Raw genomic sequence first — 18,367 nt, 5'->3', positions numbered from 1 at the left:
ACAAATTGCAACCGCCCTTTTTGTTTATTTTTTCTGTTCTATCTCTCTATCCATCTCCAGTATATTAACCTGGTCAGACTGAGAGAAATCGCCAATCAGATATTTATTAAAATGATCTGCAAGTTTCCAGAAAGCATATTCAGTTAAATCACCAAAGGCATGGCGTTGTCCTGGTATAATAACAAACTCAAATCTTTTACCAGCTTTCATTAAAGCATTAGCTACCCTAATGGTATTTGCCGGATGTACGTTATTATCAACATCGCCTGTCATCAGCATTAAATGACCTTTCAGGTTTTTAGCAAGGTCAGGGTTTTTATCAATACTGTATTTAAATGTGGTATCGCCTTTGGCAGAAACGATTTCTTTTACACCATGGTGTTTTTCGCTCCACCACCTGTTATAAATACTGTTATCATGATTTCCTGCATTAGAAACGGCAACCTTAAAGAAATCAGGATACACAAGCATTGCGGCTGTAGACATGAAACCACCACCCGAGTGACCGGTAATACCAACTTTGCTGGCATCGATATACGAGTACCTATCGGCTAGTTGTTCCACAGCTGCCTTTTTATCGGCCAAACCATAATCACGAAGATTTCCGTAACCATAAGTATGGTACCATTTAGATCTTGCTGGATTTCCTCCCCTGTTACCAACCGTAATTACCACATAACCAAACTGTGCCAAACGGTCGGTTCTATCCATACTTTTACCAAACGACTTATTAACCGCCTCTGTTTGAGGACCGGGATATACATACTCTATGATCGGATATTTTTTAGCCGGGTCGAAATTAAAGGGTTTGTACATTACCCCATAAATATCTGTAATACCATCATCGGCCTTAACTTTAAATGGCTCAGGAAATTTATAGCCGGTAGCCATTAATAATGAAAGATCAGCAGTTTCCAGATCCATAATCTTTTTACCGGTATTGTCCATCAGTACCGATTTTGGCACTGTATTAACCCTTGAAAAGTTATTTATGAAATACTTATTCTCATCGTTCATGTTTACAGCATGATCAAAATCTCCAGGGTTCAGGAGCTTAATTCCAGATCCATCAAAATTAATGCGGTATAAATGCAGGTAATAAGGATCTTCTTTAGCCTCACGGCCGTTTGCTGTAAAATATAATACCCGGTTTTTTTCGTCGATATTTACAATACTCTCGCAATGAAAAGCACCTTTTGTGATTTGACTTTTTAATTTACCATTGCCATCAAACAGGTAAAAATGTGCCCAGCCATCCCTTTCAGACCAATGAATAATTTCATTTCCATCGTTTACCAGACCCGGACGGTTAATTTCAACGTAGGTATTAAAACGCTCGTCAATTACCGGAGTTACTACGTCGGTATTGATATCAACAGTACATACATCAACTCGTTTAAGATCTCTGCTGGTCCGCGAGAAATAGATTTTACTATTATTACCCAGCCAAATTGAAGGCCTGAATTCATTATCACGATCTTTATTTAAAGAGGGTGCCCCCCATACAGATACACTCTGATCTTTAAAAGCAGCTGTATTTAATTTTTTAAAAGTTTTGCTGGCAAAATTGAATAAAAGAAGCTCATCAATCGGAGCATCAGGCTCACCTGGCATCTGATACTTATAGGTCTCTAATGTAGGCCTGCCGGCTGTAATGTTGTTTACCACCCAAAGGTCTTTAACCTTACGGGAATCTGTCCTGTCTAATACAAAGTATTTAGAATTTGGCGACCATAGCACATAGGCTCTGCGTCTCTTTTTATTATTTTTCTCCTGTTCTTCATTGTTTTCTCCATCACCATCACTGCCGTAAGAATAAAACTTAACACCGTCTTTTGTTAACTGATGCTCTACTATGGTACTATCCTCTTCATTCTTAACCGCCTTTTTATAGTTTTCTTTATCCATCCAGTACAAGTTGTAGTTTCTACTGAAAATGATTGCCGAAGAATCTGGCGCTACTGAACCCCATGAAGGCTTTGCTTTAGGCTTGCTATAATTAGGAACCTCAGTAAGTTTTGCACTTGCAATATCATAGTTAAAGAAGAACACTTTCTTCTGCATAGAGTCAGCATCTTTCTTATCCTTGCGGTCTTTTTTCAATTCATCAATGGTACTTTTTACTTCAAAACTGATTTGTTTTTCATCGCTAGAAAACTTAAGATTTTCTAAAGGCAGATGCTGTGCATCAAAAGGATCACGAATGGCTGTAGTAATTTCTGCAGCAAGCTTTGCATTATCAAATATCTGCTTTTTACTTTTTGCAACCGGATCAACCAAATACCATAGCTTACCGTTTGGTGTTTCGTATTCATACCAAAAACGGTTACTTAATTTTAACCAATGCGGATCAACAGTGGTTGAATAAATGAGTTTTTTAAGTTTATTGGGCGAAAACCGGGAAGCAAGCTGATAATTTGCTTTTGGCGCCTGAGTTGTGGTTTCTGTTATTGTAAAAGTTTTAGTCTGCGAAACGGCACTAAAACCTACACTAATAAGCAATAAAAATACAATGTAAAGTTTCTTCATTTGAACTGTTAATTAAAACGGCTAAATTATTGATTAATACTAAAGAAGGATGAATCTTTAATTGTAATAAATATGATAGTTAATGCATTAAAATAGCCATTGATTTCATAGTTTTGCCATAAATTTTTATAGATGAAACAGCACCTTCTACCTTTATTGGCTGCAGCGGCAATTTTTACCGCCAGTTGCCAGTCAAAATCGCAAACTAACACTGACAATGCAGATGTTAAGGACACTTTAACCCAAACCCTATCAAAGGAAGAAGTTCAGGCAGAGAAAATTGATATAAGCAAAATTAAAGTTGCTGATGCCAAAACTATACTTGCCCGTAAACAGGTGCCTATTCTATGCTACCACCAGGTGCGTAACTGGAAGCCAACTGATGGAAAAGTAGGAAAAGATTACATTGTTGAAATACAAAACTTTAAAGATCAGGTTAAAATGCTTGCGGATAGTGGTTATCATTCTATACTGCCAGATCAGTTATATGCCTATTTAAATACAGGGGCCCCGTTGCCAAGCAAACCTATCATGTTTACTTTCGATGATACAGATATGGATCAGTTTACTATTGCTGCTCCTACCCTTAAAAAGTATGGCTTTAAAGCAGTATATTTTATTATGACTGTTTCTATTGGCCGCAAAGGCAAGTTTGTTGATTATATGACCAAAGAGCAGATAAAACAACTTTCTGATGATGGAAATATAATTGGCAGTCACACTTATGACCATAAAAATTTCAAAAAATACCAAGGAAAGGATTGGGAAGAGCAACTGGATAAACCAACAAAGAAGCTTGAAGAAATTACAGGCAAAAAGATGACGGAATTTGCTTATCCATTTGGACTATGGAATGCTGAAGGCTTCCCTGAGTTAAAAAAACGTGGATTTAGAATGGCCTTCTCACTTGCTGATAAACGTGACCAGAATTATCCTTTATATACGGTAAGAAGAATTATTGCCAGTGGTTACTGGAGCCCAAAAACCCTTCATAACAGCATTGTAAAAAGCTTCTAATGAAATTATTTCTAAATTTGGCGGCGGGTTTAATGCTGTTAGCATCGGCATGTACAAACTCTGGTCAAAGTAAAACCAGTTCCACTTCAGTAAATTCGGACAAAGACACTGTTGAAGCAAACGACGCACCTAAAAAGGAAGCTACTGCTGCTGAGATTTTGAGCAGAAAGGAAGTACCTGTTCTTTGTTATCATCAGATCAGAGACTGGAAAGCAAGTGATTCCAAACGTGCTCATGACGACATTATTCCTCCGGCAAATTTTAAGCAGCATATAAAAATGCTGGCTGATAGTGGGTACCATACCATTTTACCTGATCAGCTTTATGATTACCTGAATTATGGAACTAAACTTCCGGAAAAGCCAATTATTATAAGCTTTGACGATACTGATCTGGATCAGTTTACTGTTGCTGCGCCTGAGCTAAAAAAATATGGCTTTAAAGGTGTTTTCTTTATCATGACCGTATCTATTGGAAGGCCCAGATATATGAGCAAAGCGCAGATAAAAACCTTATCAAACGAAGGTCATGTTATTGCAAGCCATACCTGGAACCATAAAAACTTCACCCAGTTTACAGATGAGGATTGGGAAATACAAATAGATAAACCCACCAAAACACTGGAAACCATTACAGGTAAAAAGGTAGAATATTTTGCTTATCCATATGGTGTTTGGAAACCAGAAACTTTGCACAAACTAAAGGAGCATGGTTTTAAAGCAGCTTTCATCTTATCTACAAAAAGAGATGAGACAAATCCGCTTTTCACCATCCGTCGCATTATTGATCCTGGAAGATATACGGCTAAGAACCTTTATCAAAGTATAAATAAGAGTTTTAAATAGTTTAAGCAACAGCTTCAACTACAAATCTCTTATCATTAAAGTCAAAGGCATCCCCCTTCTTCTTATCCAAAAGCAATTTGCCAATGGGCGATGAAGGGGAAATAGCGAATATAGCCCTGCCATCAACTGTGAGTTGACCGGCACTAACACTGATGTAAAAAGCGCCGTTATTGGTATATACTAAACTGCCATGCTTTATAATTTCAGATTCATGATTTACTTCAATAATCTTTAACAGCCTTAAGTTGTCCTGCGCATCTATAAGTAGGCGTTTATTTCTATCTATATCCTGTTGCATCATTTCTCTGCTGGTTTCATATTTATCACCAGCACTGCTTTTAGTATCATCATTACTGGCTTCGCGTGCCTGCTGCAATGCAACTTCAGCAGTCTGAATTCTTTGTTCTATAAAATTTAAACAAAGTCGGTATAATGTCGCTTTAATGCCCTGCATAAATTATGATTCTATCCATTTAATCTTATCTTCAATTGGAGTACGTATTGCCTCGCGCGGTTCTTCATTATGGTATCCCATATAAAAAAGCCCAAAGCATTTTTCCTGTTCCCCTAAGTTAAGATAATCCTTCAAATCTGCAATCATTCCAGGCGAACTCCAATAGGCACCCACATTTAGGGCCTCGGCAGTTAATGCCATATTTTGAACTGCACAGGCAAGTGCAGCAAGTTCTTCCCATTCAGGCACTTTATCAGTGTGTAATTTGGCATTTAAGGCAACAATGCAACTGGCTTGTTCCGCCTTTTCCAGAATGCTATCATATTTCTTTTGTAAAAACTGCAGAGCTGGTGTAGTTTCCTTATACAAGCGTGCAAGCTCCTTACCAAAGTTTATCTTTCCTTCGTTTCTGAACACTACAAAGCGCCAGGGTTGTGTTAATTTATGAGTAGGTGCATAGTTTGCACTTTCCAGAATTTGCTGTATTACTTTAACAGGTACTTCCTGACCGGTATAGCTTATCGGAAAAATACTCCGTCTGCGTTTAATAATTCTGCTTAAAACTTCTATTTCTTGTTCCATACCTCGCAAAAATAGAACTTATGACTTATGGAAATGTTTGTACCATGTAATAGTTTTGGCTTTAAGCTTTCTGCTGAACTTTCTTTAATTGTTTTCTAATTTGTCTGGCTCTGGCAAAAAAAGCAATACTTTCAATATCAACCAGGTGATCGATAGTTTCGAGCAACTCATCTTTAATCCAATCGTAGCGAGGTGCCAGATTTGCAAGTGTTTGCATGCAATGTACTTTGGTTGCAACAAGTACCTCTGTATCAACAAGCCAGGTAAACAAAACATCAATAACAGGTTCAAAGTCTACTTCCATAGCTTTACCCTTATATATTTCGATGGCTTTTCTATCGGTTAATAAAGCAATGATTTTAGCATAGTGCCTCATTGCAGAGGGATTGTTCTGTTTAGGTAGTAAGGATATAAGGTTTGGTATATATGAAACAAAACTTTCTGGCTTATTGGTCATTAAATATTCCAACATCCATGCAGCTCTAAAGGCCACCTCCTTTTTTTTATAAAAACTAATATCCAGCAGGTCGGCCACTTTTATATCATCAGTTTCAATAACATCGGTTAAGGTGGCTACCATCTGAAACTCCATTGATGAGCCAAGCTTTGCAACTAATTCTTCCTTGTTCACTTAATTATATTATAAATCAGTTTTTGGTTTTCTAATTTAGATATTTTGCGCTTTAAACTTATATAAAACTAACGGTGGTTTGGCAGTATTGCTAAAAATCTAGCTGATTTTATAAATAATACCTACCTTTGCAACTTATTTTTCAGCAATATGATTTCAGTTTCTAATTTATCACTCCGTTACGGAAAACGCACTTTATTTGAAGATGTTAACCTAAAATTTACTCATGGCAACTGCTATGGTGTAATTGGTGCCAACGGTGCAGGTAAATCAACATTTCTTAAAATTCTTTCGGGCGATGTAAACCAAACTACAGGTAATGTAGCCTTTACACCTGGCGAACGAATGGCCGTTTTAAAACAAAACCACTATGAGTTTGATGAATTCAGCGTAATTGAAACTGTAATGATGGGACACAAGGAATTGTACGACATCATGAAAGAAAAAGATGCCATCTATTTGAAAGAAGATTTTACTGATAAAGATGGTGAGCGTGCGGGAGAGCTGGAAAATAAATTTGCCGAAATGGATGGATGGAATATGGAAAGTAATGCCGCCACCATGCTTAGCAACTTAGGCATTAAAGAAGAGCACCACTATAAGCAATTAAAAGAGCTTGATGGTAACCAAAAAGTACGTGTTCTATTGGCACAGGCTTTATTTGGAAATCCTGATATTTTATTACTGGATGAGCCTACCAACGATTTGGATATAGATACAATTGCTTGGTTGGAAAACTTCCTTGCTGACTATCAAAACATTGTTTTGGTTGTATCTCACGACAGGCACTTTTTAGATGCGGTTTGTACGCATATTGTTGATATTGATTTCAGCAAAATGAGTATCTACTCCGGTAACTATACCTTCTGGTACGAATCAAGTCAGCTGGCTTTAAAACAACGCAGTGATCAGAACAAAAAACTGGAAGAAAAAGTTAAAGAGCTCCAGGAATTTATTCAGCGCTTTAGTGCCAATGCTTCTAAATCAAAACAAGCAACTTCACGTAAAAAGGCTTTAGATAAAATTGATATCTCTGAAATTAAAGCCTCAAGCAGAAAATATCCTGCTATATTATTTAATAACCTGGGCAGAGAAGCGGGGGATCAGATTTTGCAGGTAGAAAACCTTTCATGTACCTTAAATGGTGAAGTAATGTTCAAAAACATTAACTTCATGGTTAATAAAGGCGATAAAATTGCCGTTCTTTCTCAAAATAGTCTTGCAACCACTGCGTTTTATAATGTTTTAACCGGCCGTGAAAAAGACTATTCAGGTGAATTTAAATTTGGAGTAACCATTAACGTTGCAGATATTCCTAATGACAACACCCCTTATTTTGCAGGAAAAGATGAGAATCTGGTTGATTGGCTGCGTGAATATTCAGGAACAGATCAGGACGAGCAGTTTGTAAGAAGTTTCCTTGGCCGAATGCTTTTCTCTGGCGAGGAGGTTCTTAAAAATGTAAAGGTATTATCAGGAGGAGAGAAAATGCGTTGTATGTTCTCGCAAATGATGTTAAGACATGCTAATCTTTTATTATTTGATGAACCAACCAATCACCTTGATCTTGAATCTATTACTGCATTAAACAATGGTTTAAAAGATTTTAAAGGAACAGCTTTATTTACCTCACGAGATCATGCATTAACAGAATCTGTAGCAACACGTATCATTGAATTGACTCCTAATGGTACAATTGATAAAATGATGACCTACGATGAGTATATTTCAAGTGATGACGTAGCAGCTTTACGTGCGGCAATGTATAAAACAAAATAAAGAAACCTGTTTGTTTCGTTTCAAAAAGAAGAAAGGCCAATTTGTAATACAAATTGGCCTTTCTTCTTTTTGAATATGGACATAATTTGATCTGGGAAAATAATCCATCTTTTTTAATTATTAATCCATTTTAGTTTCTAATAAAATACCAAACTTTAGGTCACCCAAACCAGACCCGATTTTATTATGAAAAGATTTTTTCAGAAACTTCATTTTGCCTTATTCCTTTTTTTATTTCTAACTATCACTGCTTTAAGTCAATCAAAAAAAGATCGTATTGATCTTGCAGGAACATGGTCTTTTCAGATAGACTCACTAGATAAGGGCATTTCTGACAAATGGTATACCCATAAGTTAGCTCAGCAAATTAGTTTACCCGGATCAATGGCCACAAATGGAAAAGGAGATGAAATTGGAATACATACACCATGGGCGGGAGATATTTTAGATATGTCGTGGTTTAAAAGTGATGAATTTGCAAAATATCGTAAGCCAGGAAATATCAAAATTCCTTTCTGGCTACAACCAAATAAATACTACAGGGGTGCCGCATGGTACCAGAAAACACTAAACATTCCAGAATCATGGAATGGAAAGCACCTGCAGCTTTTTATTGAAAGAAGCCATTGGGAAACAACAGTATGGGTTGATGATATAAAGATAGGTATGGAAAACAGCCTTGGAACAGCTCAGTTATTTGATATTGGCAGCAAATTAACAGCAGGTATGCATCGCTTAACTATAAGGGTTGATAACAAGATAAAAGATATTAATATGGGCGACAATGCCCACAGTGTTACCGACCACACCCAAACCAACTGGAATGGTATGATTGGAGAGTTAAGTTTAAGGGCTAAACCAAAAGTTTTTATTTCTGATGTTCAACTATATCCTGATATCTACAAAAAGCAGGTTTTGGTGAAAATTCAAATTGCCAATACAACAGGTACTAAAAATGATGCATCTGTAACCTTAATGGCCTCGGCTAATAAATCAGCCGCCGAAAAATTAAAACCACTAACGAAGAAACTAGTGTCTGAAGGAAATTCACAAGTGATAGAAATGACCTACCCTATGGGTAACTCTCCTTTGCTATGGAATGAATTTAATCCTGATTTGTACAATATGAGTGTAACCCTGAATCAAACAGGCTCGAAGGATGCAGATGTTAGGCAAGTAGGATTTGGTATGCGTGATTTTAAGGCGAAAGGCACACAATTGACTATAAATGACAACCTTATTTTTTTAAGAGGAACACTGGATTGCGCTTCATTTCCTAAAACAGGTTATCCACCAACAGATGTTGAATCGTGGACAAAGATTTTAAAAACGGTTAAACAGCACGGCTTAAATCATGTAAGATTTCATTCATGGTGCCCTCCTGAAGCTGCATTTACAGCCGCAGATAGATTGGGTATCTTTATTCAGGCAGAATGTTCTGCCTGGGCAAATGGAGAAAAGGGAGCTGTAATTGGGGATGGAAAACCTCTGGATAAATATATTTATGAAGAAAGTGAAAGAATGATAAGGGCATATGGCAACCACCCCTCATTTGTTATGATGACCTATGGAAATGAACCAGGTGGAAAGAATATGGTAAATTATTTAACAGAGTTCGTTAACTACTGGAAAGCAAAAGATAAAAGGAGACTTTATACAACCGCAGCCGGCTGGCCAGTGGTTGAAGCAAGTGATTTTAACAACACTCCCGATCCAAGAATTCAAGGCTGGGGAGCCGGACTTAACAGCATCATAAATAAGGAAGCCCCAAGGTCGGATTATGATTGGTCAGGCATCATCTCTAAATGGAAACAGCCTACCGTTAGTCATGAAATTGGACAATGGTGTGTGTATCCAAATTTTAAAGAAATCAAGAAATATGATGGTATATTAAAAGCCAAGAACTTCGAGATATTTCAGGAAAAGCTAAAGGAGAATGGCATGTCAAAACTTGCAGATAGTTTTGTTATGGCATCTGGAAAACTTCAGGTACTGTGCTATAAAGCAGATATTGAAGCCGCACTGCGTACGCCCGGATTTGCTGGATTTCAGCTACTGGGTTTAAATGATTTCCCTGGACAAGGAACAGCATTGGTTGGTGTTCTTGATCCGTTTTGGGAAGCAAAAGGTTATGTAACAGCCGATGAATACAGTAAATTCTGCAACTCTGTTGTGCCTTTAGCCAGATTACCAAAAATGAATTACACCAATAATGAAGAACTGGTTGTTCCTTTGGAAATAGCAAATTTTGGAAACGGACCAATTCAAAAGGCAACTATAAACTGGAACATCCAAGCAGAGAATGGCAGTAAATTGTTTACCGGAAATTTTAACAGTGAGTCTATTCCATTGGGAAATGCCATAAAATTGGGGACAATAAAGCAACCGCTTAAATCTATTAACAAAGCCCAGCGCCTCATTTTAACCGTGAGTGTTGGAAGTTATGAAAACCAATGGGATATATTCGTGTACCCCGAAACCTTACCGGAAACCGGCAAAGATATTCTGGTTACTCAAACTTTAAGCACAGAGGCTATTGAAGCACTTAACAATGGTAAAGATGTGTTGCTTACCTTAAAAAAAGGTGCAGTTAAACCAGAGATGGGAGGAGACATAAAGATTGGATTCTCTTCAATATTCTGGAATACTGCCTGGACACGAAAACAGCCACCTACCACTCTGGGTATTCTATGTAATCCAAAACACCCTGCATTGGCAGACTTCCCTGCCCAATACCATAGCAATTGGCAATGGTGGGATGCAATAACACATTCAAGTGCTGTAAAACTTAGTGCCGTTGCGCCGCAAATAGACCCTATTATAAGGGTAATAGATGATTGGGTAACAGCAAATCCACTTGGACTAGTTTTTGAATGCAAAGTTGGGAAAGGAAAACTGATAGTTTCTTCAATAGACCTGCTTTCGGAACAAGACAATCGCCCGGAGGCCAAACAATTGTTGTACAGCCTGAAAAAATATATGGCAGGATCTGCCTTCAATCCATCAAAAACAATAGCCCTTAGTAAGATAGAAGGCCTCTATAATTAACAATTGCATCAAAGATTGCTTAAACTTAAAATTAGTATCTTCGTGTTTTGTATATAATTAGTATGAAACTGGAAGAACAACTATTTGAAAGAAGCGAAAATAAGTGCGAATTATGTGGATCTGAAGACAATCTGAGTATTTATGAAGTGCCACCACAAACTCAAAACACAGCCGAAGAATGTGTGGTAGCCTGTGGAAAGTGCCTGGCCCAGATTGAAAAAAAAGAAGTATTGGATAGCAAACACTGGCAATGCCTTACCGGGAGCATGTGGAGCGAGGTTCCGGGAGTGCAGGTTGTGAGCTGGCGTATGCTTAACAGATTAAGACAAGAAAGCTGGGCAATTGACAATCTGGATATGATATATCTTGATGATGAAACATTGGCCTGGGCAAAAGCAACCGGTGATCATGAGAACGATTCAACTGTAGAGTTTCATAGAGATTCAAACAACAATATATTGGAAAATGGTGATACCGTTGTCATTATAAAAACATTAGATGTTAAAGGATCGAGCCTAAGTGCAAAACTTGGAACTGTGGTAAAAAACATTAAACTAGTTGATGATAACAAGGAGCAAATTGAAGGCCGGGTTGAGGGCCAGCTGATTGTTATCCTTACCAAATATGTTCGAAAACAAAGCTAATTTGTTTTGATAAATTAAGATGGATATTCAATATTTTAAAGATACCTTAAAGAGTGAGTTACCACTAAACTTGCCCGAACATTTGCAGGCACTTTGGTATGATGGAAAGGGAAACTGGAAAAAAGCGCACGATTTAATTGACCATCTAAACAATAAACAAGCGGCCCATGTACACGCCTATCTGCACCGTAAAGAAGGAGACATTTGGAATGCAGATTATTGGTATAACAGGGCGGGCCAATCCCGTCCAAATATTTCACTGGAAAAAGAGTGGGAAAATCTTGTTTCATTGTATTTGTCATTATTACCAAATTCTGCAGGTAATTGAAATGAATATGTATATTTAAGTTGCTTAAACCATTAAATTGCTATGAGACACTCTTACACACTTCTTTTACTTTTTTTTATTTGTTTTTTACCAAAAACACAAGCCCAAACTGAACCTAAAGGTGGCTCAGTTGCTGATGTATCTTTTATTCAGGGCCATTGGAAAGCTATCACCCCTGAAGGCCAGTCGATTGAAGGCGTTTGGTTACAACCAGAAGGTGAAAACATACTAGGCTTTATGCGAATGATGAAAGCCGGTAAAGCTGATCTTTATGAGATATTAGCCTATGAGCAAACAGAACAGGGATTGGTTTCTATGGTAAAACATTTTAAACCAGGTCTTCTGGGCCTGGAAGAGAAAGATAAACACGATCGTTACAACTTTGTAGAAGCAAGTAAAGACCGTGCTATCTTTCAAAAAGAGGGTGAAAGCTTACGTATTCTATATGAAAAACGTTCAGCCAACCAATTTGTAATTGCCAGAGGCAATCTTCAAGATGGCAAATGGGTGTTCAAAGATCTTTTTGTGTTTAACCGCACAAAAAACTAAAGCACTATCCTTTCATTTACGCCTATTTCATTAATGAAATACTCGTCGTGAGAGATAACCAGCAAAGTTCCTTTGTAATCTTTTATTGCTGAGGTTATGACCTCTAAACTTTGAACATCCAGGTTATTAGTAGGTTCATCCAGTATAATAAGTTCGGGGGAACTGTTGCTTATCATTAGGCAACAAAATATCAATTTGATCTTTTCGCCTCCGCTTAGTTGAGCGGAAGGTTTATTCCACATATCCTGTTTAAAAAGGAATTGGTGTAACATTGTTTTAAGACGATATTCTGGCAAATGTTGTTCGTTAAATTCCTGTACCTGCTGGAACAGGGTTAGCTCATTATTTAACAGTGAATATTCCTGATCAATATAAAGATGCTTAAAATCGGCTGTATTTAATGCCCCTACTGATGGTTTTATCGTACCCATTATCAACTTCAATAGTGTTGTTTTTCCCGACCCGTTTTTACCGACTATAGCTATTCTTTCTCCACTTCTGATCTGAAAACTCAACGGATTTTCCCATAAATATTTTGAACAGTAGCCAAAATTTATATCCTGAGCTGTTATCAATATTTTTCCGGTGTGGAGATTTGAATTTTCAAAAATCATTTTCAATTCCTTTACCTCGGGCAATTGTTGTTTAAGCTGCTGAAGGTTATGTAAAATGCCATTAACTTTATCAGAATGAACTTCCTGCAGCTTAGCTGTACTTTGCTCTGATTTGTTTTTAATTGTATTCATAAAAATCCTGGGAACGCCTTCCTTTAACTGTTTTCTATTCCCTCTCGAATTCTCTTTTTGCTTGCGCTCTGCTGCTTCTTTGGCAACTTGCATGGCTTGCCGTAATGCCTTCTCCTTATGATCAGCCTGCGCTTCCAAAGCTGTCAGCTTTTCTTCTTTTTGCAATTTATAGAACTCATAATTCCCTCCATAAACATCTAACCCATTTTGGTTTAATTCAAAAGTAGAATCCAAAAGGTTAAGTAAAGTTCTATCATGGCTTACTACAATAATTGTTGCTTTGCTGCTTTGTATAAAGTTGTTTAATTGTTCCCGGCCATCTCTGTCAAGATGATTAGAAGGTTCGTCAAAAAGTATGACAGAAGGAGAATGAATGGTTATACCCGCTAAAAATACTTTGGTTTTCTCTCCTCCACTAAGGGTTTTTATTAACTGGGCTAGTTCAATATGCTGCATGCCCCATAATCTAAGTGAGGTCAATGCTTTTTCTTCAATATTCCAATCGTCATCTAATTGGGTAAAATTTGCTAAAGAAGCATCACCATTAAGTATTGCCTGCAATGCTTTCATTTTACTATCAATATCCAGCGCCTGGGCAACGGTTAAATTATCGTACTGACCAAAATGCTGAGGAACATAAAAAGGCTTACTTGTTGATGAGACATCGCCGGTGGCTGGTGCAATCCGATTTGCAAGGATCCTTAATAAAGTCGATTTCCCAGAACCGTTGCTGCCTATCAGGGCAATCTTTTGTCCTTTAGAAACCGAGAAATTAATATTACGAAATAAGCATTCCCTATTGGAATGAATATAAGAAAGTTGTTTAACGACAATACTCATGAAGCATTATTGATAATAAGTAAAAGAATAAGAATTAATTGTGTGGAACACAAGATTGCGCAACAAACACTAGTGGTTTGCGTAGCACTTAAGCAAAAAAGAAAGAGTTATTGCTTCTGTTTATTGGATATTACATGGAGTAATTATTCGTTTACACAACAAATGTAAGTATTTTTTTAAAAAACGAGAATAATCTGGCCTTATCTGATAACCAAATTCTTATGAACCTGATGAAGAATCTGCTCATAATAATCTGCCAGTTTTGAGAAATCTTTTAATGGATCAGGAGGATACATCAAAGCATTAAAGAATGTTTCGATATCTCTTTCTGTAGTCAGAATCACTTCGTCTTTTATTGTTTGAACCGTCTCATTCAGAGCGGCAACACCCTGCTTTTTCATAAAAAACTTTTGATATACTAATATACTAAATAATCAGATCATTTGCTAAAATTTTAGCTATTTATAACTAGGTCTGAAAATTTAACAGCTCATCAATTTGCTTAGCAAGGTTTCTATCTTTTTCAGTAATGGTATCACCTGCATCATGAGTACTTAGCCAAAATTCCAGTTTATTCCATTCATTACACCATTTTGGGTGATGATTATTCTTTTCTGCTACAAATGCCACCTTAACCATGAAAGCGAAAGCTTCCTGGAAATCCTTAAATATTAATATTTTGTGAAGTTTGTTCTCAACAATATCCCACTCCTTTTGAATTACATTTTCCATACATTATAAACAAGCAATAATTACTTATGTTTAAACTACTTATAATTAATGCGATTCCTTTCAGTATCTTTTAAATAAGCAACAACAGTTGCCGGGAGTTCTTCGCTTTCTATCGGAAAACTTATAGAATCCGCAACGTAGTTTTTTGTACTGGATGCTTTTTGAAAAATTTCAAATAAGGCTATCGGCTCCTGATTAAAACTAATGCAAGTACTAATAAAATGCATTTCCTCTATCCTATAGTCTGGCTGCTTTAATTTCTCGTTAATATCTTTTAAACGTGAAATAAAATGCCGCTGTCTGATAAAAGTATTACTATTCATGATGATGAAGATGTAATCAGCATAAGAAGTTACTTTTCCATAATACTTATGATTATCTCCCCCACTTCTTTCTATGAAATATTCGCCTGATGATTCTGACTTATAAATTTCAACTGACGAGCGCCAGATTCTTTCTTCATTGATCTCTTCTGGGTTATCAGGCAAATTACGATTAAAAGAATACCACAATCCCACCAATTCATCCAACAACTTATAGTTAACGGTAACCTTAGGGATATCAATTTTTAAATCGTTAAAACTAAATGCCTCATTGTGCGAATTAATAAAATCGATATAGTTATCATAGCCCAACAGCTGCACTATCCGACTTAATTTACTAAGGTTCGGTTTGCTTGAGCCTGTTAGATCTTTCCGATTTTCATAAGCTTTTAGTTTGTTAATAATAAGATGTTCATACAAGTAATTTGCTCCAAATAAATCGGTTTCTTTTCTTACTTTTTGTTTTCTGTTACGATCTTGTAACAACCCATTTAATTCTTCAACAATATAAGCCCATTCAGACTTTGAGACGTCTTTCCATGTCTTCTTCTTTAGAAAATTACCCGCTAAAAAATTCATTAGCTTCTCAAGATGCAATAGATCTTCTTTATTCATAATACTAATATAAGATAAAAATACAACCATATAATACGTATATAAGACTTTTATATTTTCATGTTTAAGGAAGTTTGTTCTAAACAAAATGAATGAATTAAATCAAATTATATCTCACACTTTAAACTAACGATCATGGACTATTCTCAAATCTTTTTCATTTACTGGTGGGCATTCGCGATACTGTTTACCCTCCTATTTTACAAGTTTATATTAAGGGTTTTCCTGGGTATGGTTATAGTACCCGAAAACAAGGTAGGCCTGGTAACAAAAAAATTCGTGCTTTTTGGCAGTAACAAAGAACTGCCAGACGGGCGTATAATTGCAACTAAAGGCGAAGCAGGGTTTCAGGCAAAAGCACTGGCACCAGGACTTTATTGGGGCATGTGGCCATGGCAATACAATGTAAACATGCATGGCTTTACCATTATACCAGAAGGTAAAATAGGCTTGATCCTGGCAAATGATGGTGCTGAAATACCAACAGGTGCAATCCTAGCCAGAAAAGTTGAATCTGATAATTTTCAGGATGCTGAGAAATTCTTAAACAATAATGGGCAAAAAGGCCGACAAACCTCTTACATTACTGCTGGCACTTATCGTATTAACTTATTTGCCTTTACTGTTACTATTGCCGATATGGTTATTATCCATGAAAACATGGTAGGTATAGTAACCACACTTGACGGGCTTCCAATTGAGAGCGGGCAAATTGCAGGTAAGCAGATTACAGGTCACAATAACTTTCAGGACATTGATATTTTTCTGAAAAACAGTGGTAACCGTGGTTTGCAGCCATCTATCATTTTAGCGGGCAGTTACAACATCAATTCCTGGGCTATTCAAATAGAAGAAATACCTATGACAGATGTGCCTATTGGTTTTGTTGGTGTGGTTATCAGTTATATTGGGGAAGATGGCAAAGATTTAACCGGAGAGAATTTCAAACATGGCAATATTGTAAGCAAGGGTCAGCGTGGAGTATGGATGGAAGCTTATGGGCCGGGCAAATATCCATTCAACAAATACATTATGAAAGTAGAGCTGGTACCTACTACCAATTTGGTATTGAACTGGGCAAATGCCAGAAATGAATCTCATGAGTTGGATAAAAACCTGAGTACTATCACTGTCCGCTCCAGAGATGGCTTCCCTTTCAATTTGGATGTATCCCAGATTATCCATATCCCGGCAACAGAAGCACCAAAAGTAATAGCTCGTTTCGGTAGCATGAGCAATTTGGTAAGTCAGGTATTGGAGCCAACTATTGGTAATTACTTTCGAAATTCTGCTCAAGACAGCGATGTTATTAGTTTTTTGATTACACGCAAAGAAAGACAACAATCAGCAAAAGATCATATTAAAGCCGTACTGGACGATTATAATGTGAATGCTGTAGATACCTTGATAGGAGATATTCTTCCTCCCGAGGCATTAATGAAAACCCTTACTGATCGTAAAATTGCGGAAGAGGAACAAAAAACATATCAGACGCAAAAAAATGCACAGGAACAACGTCAGGGCATGGAAAAAGAAACCGCCATTGCAGATATGCAAAAGGAAATTGTGAAGGCACAACAAAGTGTAGAAATTGCCCAACGCACAGCTGATGCAACCGTAAAAAAAGCAGAAGGAGATGCTAATAGTTTAAAACTACAGGTTGATGCTGAAGCCACTGCCACTAAAATGCGTGCTAATGCAGAGGCTGAAGCTACCAAGGCACGTGCCGGTGCACAAGCTGAGGCGACCAAACTTAACGCTACGGCAGATGCAGAGAAGATAGCCAAAACAGGATTGGCGGAAGCCGAAAAAATTCTGGCAATAGGTAAATCTACGGCTGATGCTTACGACTTGCAGGCAAAAGCCATGGGTGACGACAACTTTACCAAGTTTAAAATAACAGAAGAAATTGGAAAAGGAAAAATTAAAATCATCCCTGATTTAATTGTGAGTGGCAGCAATGGCAGTGATGGTAGCTTAAGTGGCTTAATGGGGTTGCAATTAATGCAAATGATACAACAAGAAAAAGGAAAAAATAATGACTAATAAACCTTAATTACTTAAACTATGAACCCTACTGTTAATCACCAAGCTGAAATGACTCCGGATATCGCCTTGCAACTATTAAAAGATGGGCATGAAAGATTTATTAACGGATGTAGTAAACACCGAAACTTGTTAAAGAAAGTGCAGGAAACGAAAAATAACCCAAAGCCCTTTGCTACAATACTAAGCTGCATGGATTCCAGGGTTCCAACTGAATTGATTCTTGATCAAAGTATTGGCGATATTTTTAACATACGTATTGCGGGTAATGTCATATCTCCACATGTGTTAGGCTCACTTGAATATACAATAACAACCGCAGGCTCAAAATTGATTGTAGTAATGGGGCATACCAATTGTGGTGCGGTAACTAGTGCTTGCAATGATGTAATGATGGAGAATTTATCGGGTTTGTTAAGAGAGGTAAAAACCTGCATATCGCAGGAACTTACAGAAATAAGCAATCGGACAGGCGATAATGAATCTTTTGTAAATAAAGTGTCTATACTTAATGTTTACCGTTCTGTACAGCAAATACTTGAACAAAGTAGTATTATAAGACAAAGTGTGGATAGCAGAGCGCTAATGATCATACCTGCTATGTATGATGTTTCTGCTGGTAAATTGACTTTTTATTTTAGATAGGTACAAGGCACATT

At 37.0% G+C, this 18,367-nt stretch carries 17 protein-coding genes; 9 read left to right on the top strand and 8 right to left on the bottom strand.

Translation table 11 applies throughout. The annotated features are described in order from the left end of the window. Positions 1 to 24: 24 nt before the first annotated feature. The gene (locus CPT03_RS01965; RefSeq protein WP_099437270.1) at positions 25 to 2,529 is read right to left on the bottom strand and encodes a S9 family peptidase; all 2,505 of its coding nucleotides are present in this window, start codon (positions 2,527 to 2,529) and stop codon (positions 25 to 27) included. Between the two features lie 132 nt (positions 2,530 to 2,661). On the opposite strand from CPT03_RS01965, the gene CPT03_RS01960 reads away from it, so the two are divergent. Then, positions 2,662 to 3,546: a polysaccharide deacetylase family protein gene (locus tag CPT03_RS01960; protein ID WP_099437269.1), complete on the top strand. Its 885-nt coding sequence runs from the start codon at positions 2,662 to 2,664 to the stop codon at positions 3,544 to 3,546. Then, complete coding sequence (locus CPT03_RS01955; protein WP_099437268.1) at positions 3,546 to 4,391, top strand: polysaccharide deacetylase family protein; 846 nt, start codon at positions 3,546 to 3,548, stop codon at positions 4,389 to 4,391. The genes CPT03_RS01960 and CPT03_RS01955 overlap by 1 nt, the downstream gene beginning before the upstream one ends. Before the next feature lies 1 nt (position 4,392). On the opposite strand, the gene CPT03_RS01950 is transcribed toward CPT03_RS01955, so the two are convergent. The 3 genes from CPT03_RS01950 to CPT03_RS01940 all read right to left on the bottom strand — a co-directional run bounded on the left by CPT03_RS01950 (position 4,393) and on the right by CPT03_RS01940 (position 6,058). Further along, complete coding sequence (locus tag CPT03_RS01950; RefSeq protein ID WP_099437267.1) at positions 4,393 to 4,845, bottom strand: 3-oxoacyl-ACP synthase; 453 nt, start codon at positions 4,843 to 4,845, stop codon at positions 4,393 to 4,395. Between the two features lie 3 nt (positions 4,846 to 4,848). Beyond that, the gene (locus tag CPT03_RS01945; protein WP_099437266.1) at positions 4,849 to 5,427 is read right to left on the bottom strand and encodes a nitroreductase; all 579 of its coding nucleotides are present in this window, start codon (positions 5,425 to 5,427) and stop codon (positions 4,849 to 4,851) included. A 61-nt stretch (positions 5,428 to 5,488) separates the two neighbouring features. Further along, entirely contained in the window at positions 5,489 to 6,058 is a 570-nt protein-coding gene (locus tag CPT03_RS01940) for a hypothetical protein (RefSeq protein WP_099437265.1), read from the bottom strand. Positions 6,059 to 6,208: 150 nt separating this feature from the next. Here CPT03_RS01940 and CPT03_RS01935 point away from each other — a divergent pair, with 150 nt between their 5' ends. The 5 genes from CPT03_RS01935 to CPT03_RS01915 all read left to right on the top strand — a co-directional run bounded on the left by CPT03_RS01935 (position 6,209) and on the right by CPT03_RS01915 (position 12,406). Beyond that, positions 6,209 to 7,837 (top strand): ABC-F family ATP-binding cassette domain-containing protein, encoded by a 1,629-nt coding sequence (locus CPT03_RS01935; protein ID WP_099437264.1) that lies wholly within the window; start codon positions 6,209 to 6,211, stop codon positions 7,835 to 7,837. Positions 7,838 to 8,023: 186 nt separating this feature from the next. After that, on the top strand, positions 8,024 to 10,885 hold the full coding sequence (locus CPT03_RS01930; RefSeq protein WP_099437263.1) for a sugar-binding domain-containing protein: 2,862 nt from the start codon (positions 8,024 to 8,026) through the stop codon (positions 10,883 to 10,885). A gap of 62 nt (positions 10,886 to 10,947) precedes the next feature. After that, entirely contained in the window at positions 10,948 to 11,529 is a 582-nt protein-coding gene (locus CPT03_RS01925; RefSeq protein ID WP_099437262.1) for a PhnA domain-containing protein, read from the top strand. A 19-nt stretch (positions 11,530 to 11,548) separates the two neighbouring features. Beyond that, the gene (locus CPT03_RS01920; protein ID WP_099437261.1) at positions 11,549 to 11,857 is read left to right on the top strand and encodes a hypothetical protein; all 309 of its coding nucleotides are present in this window, start codon (positions 11,549 to 11,551) and stop codon (positions 11,855 to 11,857) included. Between the two features lie 42 nt (positions 11,858 to 11,899). Further along, on the top strand, positions 11,900 to 12,406 hold the full coding sequence (locus tag CPT03_RS01915; protein ID WP_099437260.1) for a DUF6265 family protein: 507 nt from the start codon (positions 11,900 to 11,902) through the stop codon (positions 12,404 to 12,406). Here the strand turns inward: CPT03_RS01915 and abc-f are convergent. The 4 genes from abc-f to CPT03_RS01895 all read right to left on the bottom strand — a co-directional run bounded on the left by abc-f (position 12,403) and on the right by CPT03_RS01895 (position 15,662). Further along, a complete protein-coding gene (abc-f, locus tag CPT03_RS01910) occupies positions 12,403 to 13,992 on the bottom strand; it encodes a ribosomal protection-like ABC-F family protein (RefSeq protein ID WP_099437259.1) in 1,590 nt (529 codons plus the stop codon). The two genes, CPT03_RS01915 and abc-f, sit on opposite strands and share 4 nt — an antisense overlap. A gap of 200 nt (positions 13,993 to 14,192) precedes the next feature. Continuing rightward, positions 14,193 to 14,393, bottom strand: coding sequence for a hypothetical protein (locus tag CPT03_RS01905; protein WP_099437258.1), 201 nt, complete (start codon positions 14,391 to 14,393; stop codon positions 14,193 to 14,195). 67 nt (positions 14,394 to 14,460) lie between these two features. After that, positions 14,461 to 14,724 (bottom strand): 4a-hydroxytetrahydrobiopterin dehydratase, encoded by a 264-nt coding sequence (locus CPT03_RS01900; RefSeq protein WP_099437257.1) that lies wholly within the window; start codon positions 14,722 to 14,724, stop codon positions 14,461 to 14,463. A 35-nt stretch (positions 14,725 to 14,759) separates the two neighbouring features. Beyond that, positions 14,760 to 15,662, bottom strand: a complete 903-nt coding sequence (locus CPT03_RS01895) for a hypothetical protein (RefSeq protein WP_099437256.1) — start codon at positions 15,660 to 15,662, stop codon at positions 14,760 to 14,762. A 135-nt stretch (positions 15,663 to 15,797) separates the two neighbouring features. Between CPT03_RS01895 and CPT03_RS01890 the strand changes: the two genes are divergently transcribed. Together CPT03_RS01890 and CPT03_RS01885 are read left to right on the top strand one after the other, a co-directional pair. Then, complete coding sequence (locus CPT03_RS01890; protein WP_099437255.1) at positions 15,798 to 17,708, top strand: SPFH domain-containing protein; 1,911 nt, start codon at positions 15,798 to 15,800, stop codon at positions 17,706 to 17,708. Positions 17,709 to 17,729: 21 nt separating this feature from the next. Beyond that, complete coding sequence (locus tag CPT03_RS01885) at positions 17,730 to 18,353, top strand: carbonic anhydrase (protein WP_099437254.1); 624 nt, start codon at positions 17,730 to 17,732, stop codon at positions 18,351 to 18,353. Positions 18,354 to 18,367 lie beyond the last annotated feature (14 nt).

The organism is Pedobacter ginsengisoli, from assembly GCF_002736205.1.
Lineage (GTDB): Bacteria > Bacteroidota > Bacteroidia > Sphingobacteriales > Sphingobacteriaceae > Pedobacter > Pedobacter ginsengisoli_A.
Note: the sequence above shows the minus strand (reverse complement) of the source record. Positions and strands in the feature narration are given on the sequence as shown.

What these genes read in the sequence shown, in the direction of transcription:
- CPT03_RS01965 (WP_099437270.1), bottom strand. Translation starts at nt 2,529, where the DNA reads ATGAAGAAACTTTACATTGTATTTTTATTGCTTATTAGTGTAGGTTTT.
- CPT03_RS01960 (WP_099437269.1), top strand. Translation starts at nt 2,662, where the DNA reads ATGAAACAGCACCTTCTACCTTTATTGGCTGCAGCGGCAATTTTTACC.
- CPT03_RS01955 (WP_099437268.1), top strand. Translation starts at nt 3,546, where the DNA reads ATGAAATTATTTCTAAATTTGGCGGCGGGTTTAATGCTGTTAGCATCG.
- CPT03_RS01950 (WP_099437267.1), bottom strand. Translation starts at nt 4,845, where the DNA reads ATGCAGGGCATTAAAGCGACATTATACCGACTTTGTTTAAATTTTATA.
- CPT03_RS01945 (WP_099437266.1), bottom strand. Translation starts at nt 5,427, where the DNA reads ATGGAACAAGAAATAGAAGTTTTAAGCAGAATTATTAAACGCAGACGG.
- CPT03_RS01935 (WP_099437264.1), top strand. Translation starts at nt 6,209, where the DNA reads ATGATTTCAGTTTCTAATTTATCACTCCGTTACGGAAAACGCACTTTA.
- CPT03_RS01930 (WP_099437263.1), top strand. Translation starts at nt 8,024, where the DNA reads ATGAAAAGATTTTTTCAGAAACTTCATTTTGCCTTATTCCTTTTTTTA.
- CPT03_RS01925 (WP_099437262.1), top strand. Translation starts at nt 10,948, where the DNA reads ATGAAACTGGAAGAACAACTATTTGAAAGAAGCGAAAATAAGTGCGAA.
- CPT03_RS01920 (WP_099437261.1), top strand. Translation starts at nt 11,549, where the DNA reads ATGGATATTCAATATTTTAAAGATACCTTAAAGAGTGAGTTACCACTA.
- CPT03_RS01915 (WP_099437260.1), top strand. Translation starts at nt 11,900, where the DNA reads ATGAGACACTCTTACACACTTCTTTTACTTTTTTTTATTTGTTTTTTA.
- abc-f (WP_099437259.1), bottom strand. Translation starts at nt 13,992, where the DNA reads ATGAGTATTGTCGTTAAACAACTTTCTTATATTCATTCCAATAGGGAA.
- CPT03_RS01905 (WP_099437258.1), bottom strand. Translation starts at nt 14,393, where the DNA reads ATGAAAAAGCAGGGTGTTGCCGCTCTGAATGAGACGGTTCAAACAATA.
- CPT03_RS01900 (WP_099437257.1), bottom strand. Translation starts at nt 14,724, where the DNA reads ATGGAAAATGTAATTCAAAAGGAGTGGGATATTGTTGAGAACAAACTT.
- CPT03_RS01895 (WP_099437256.1), bottom strand. Translation starts at nt 15,662, where the DNA reads ATGAATAAAGAAGATCTATTGCATCTTGAGAAGCTAATGAATTTTTTA.
- CPT03_RS01890 (WP_099437255.1), top strand. Translation starts at nt 15,798, where the DNA reads ATGGACTATTCTCAAATCTTTTTCATTTACTGGTGGGCATTCGCGATA.
- CPT03_RS01885 (WP_099437254.1), top strand. Translation starts at nt 17,730, where the DNA reads ATGAACCCTACTGTTAATCACCAAGCTGAAATGACTCCGGATATCGCC.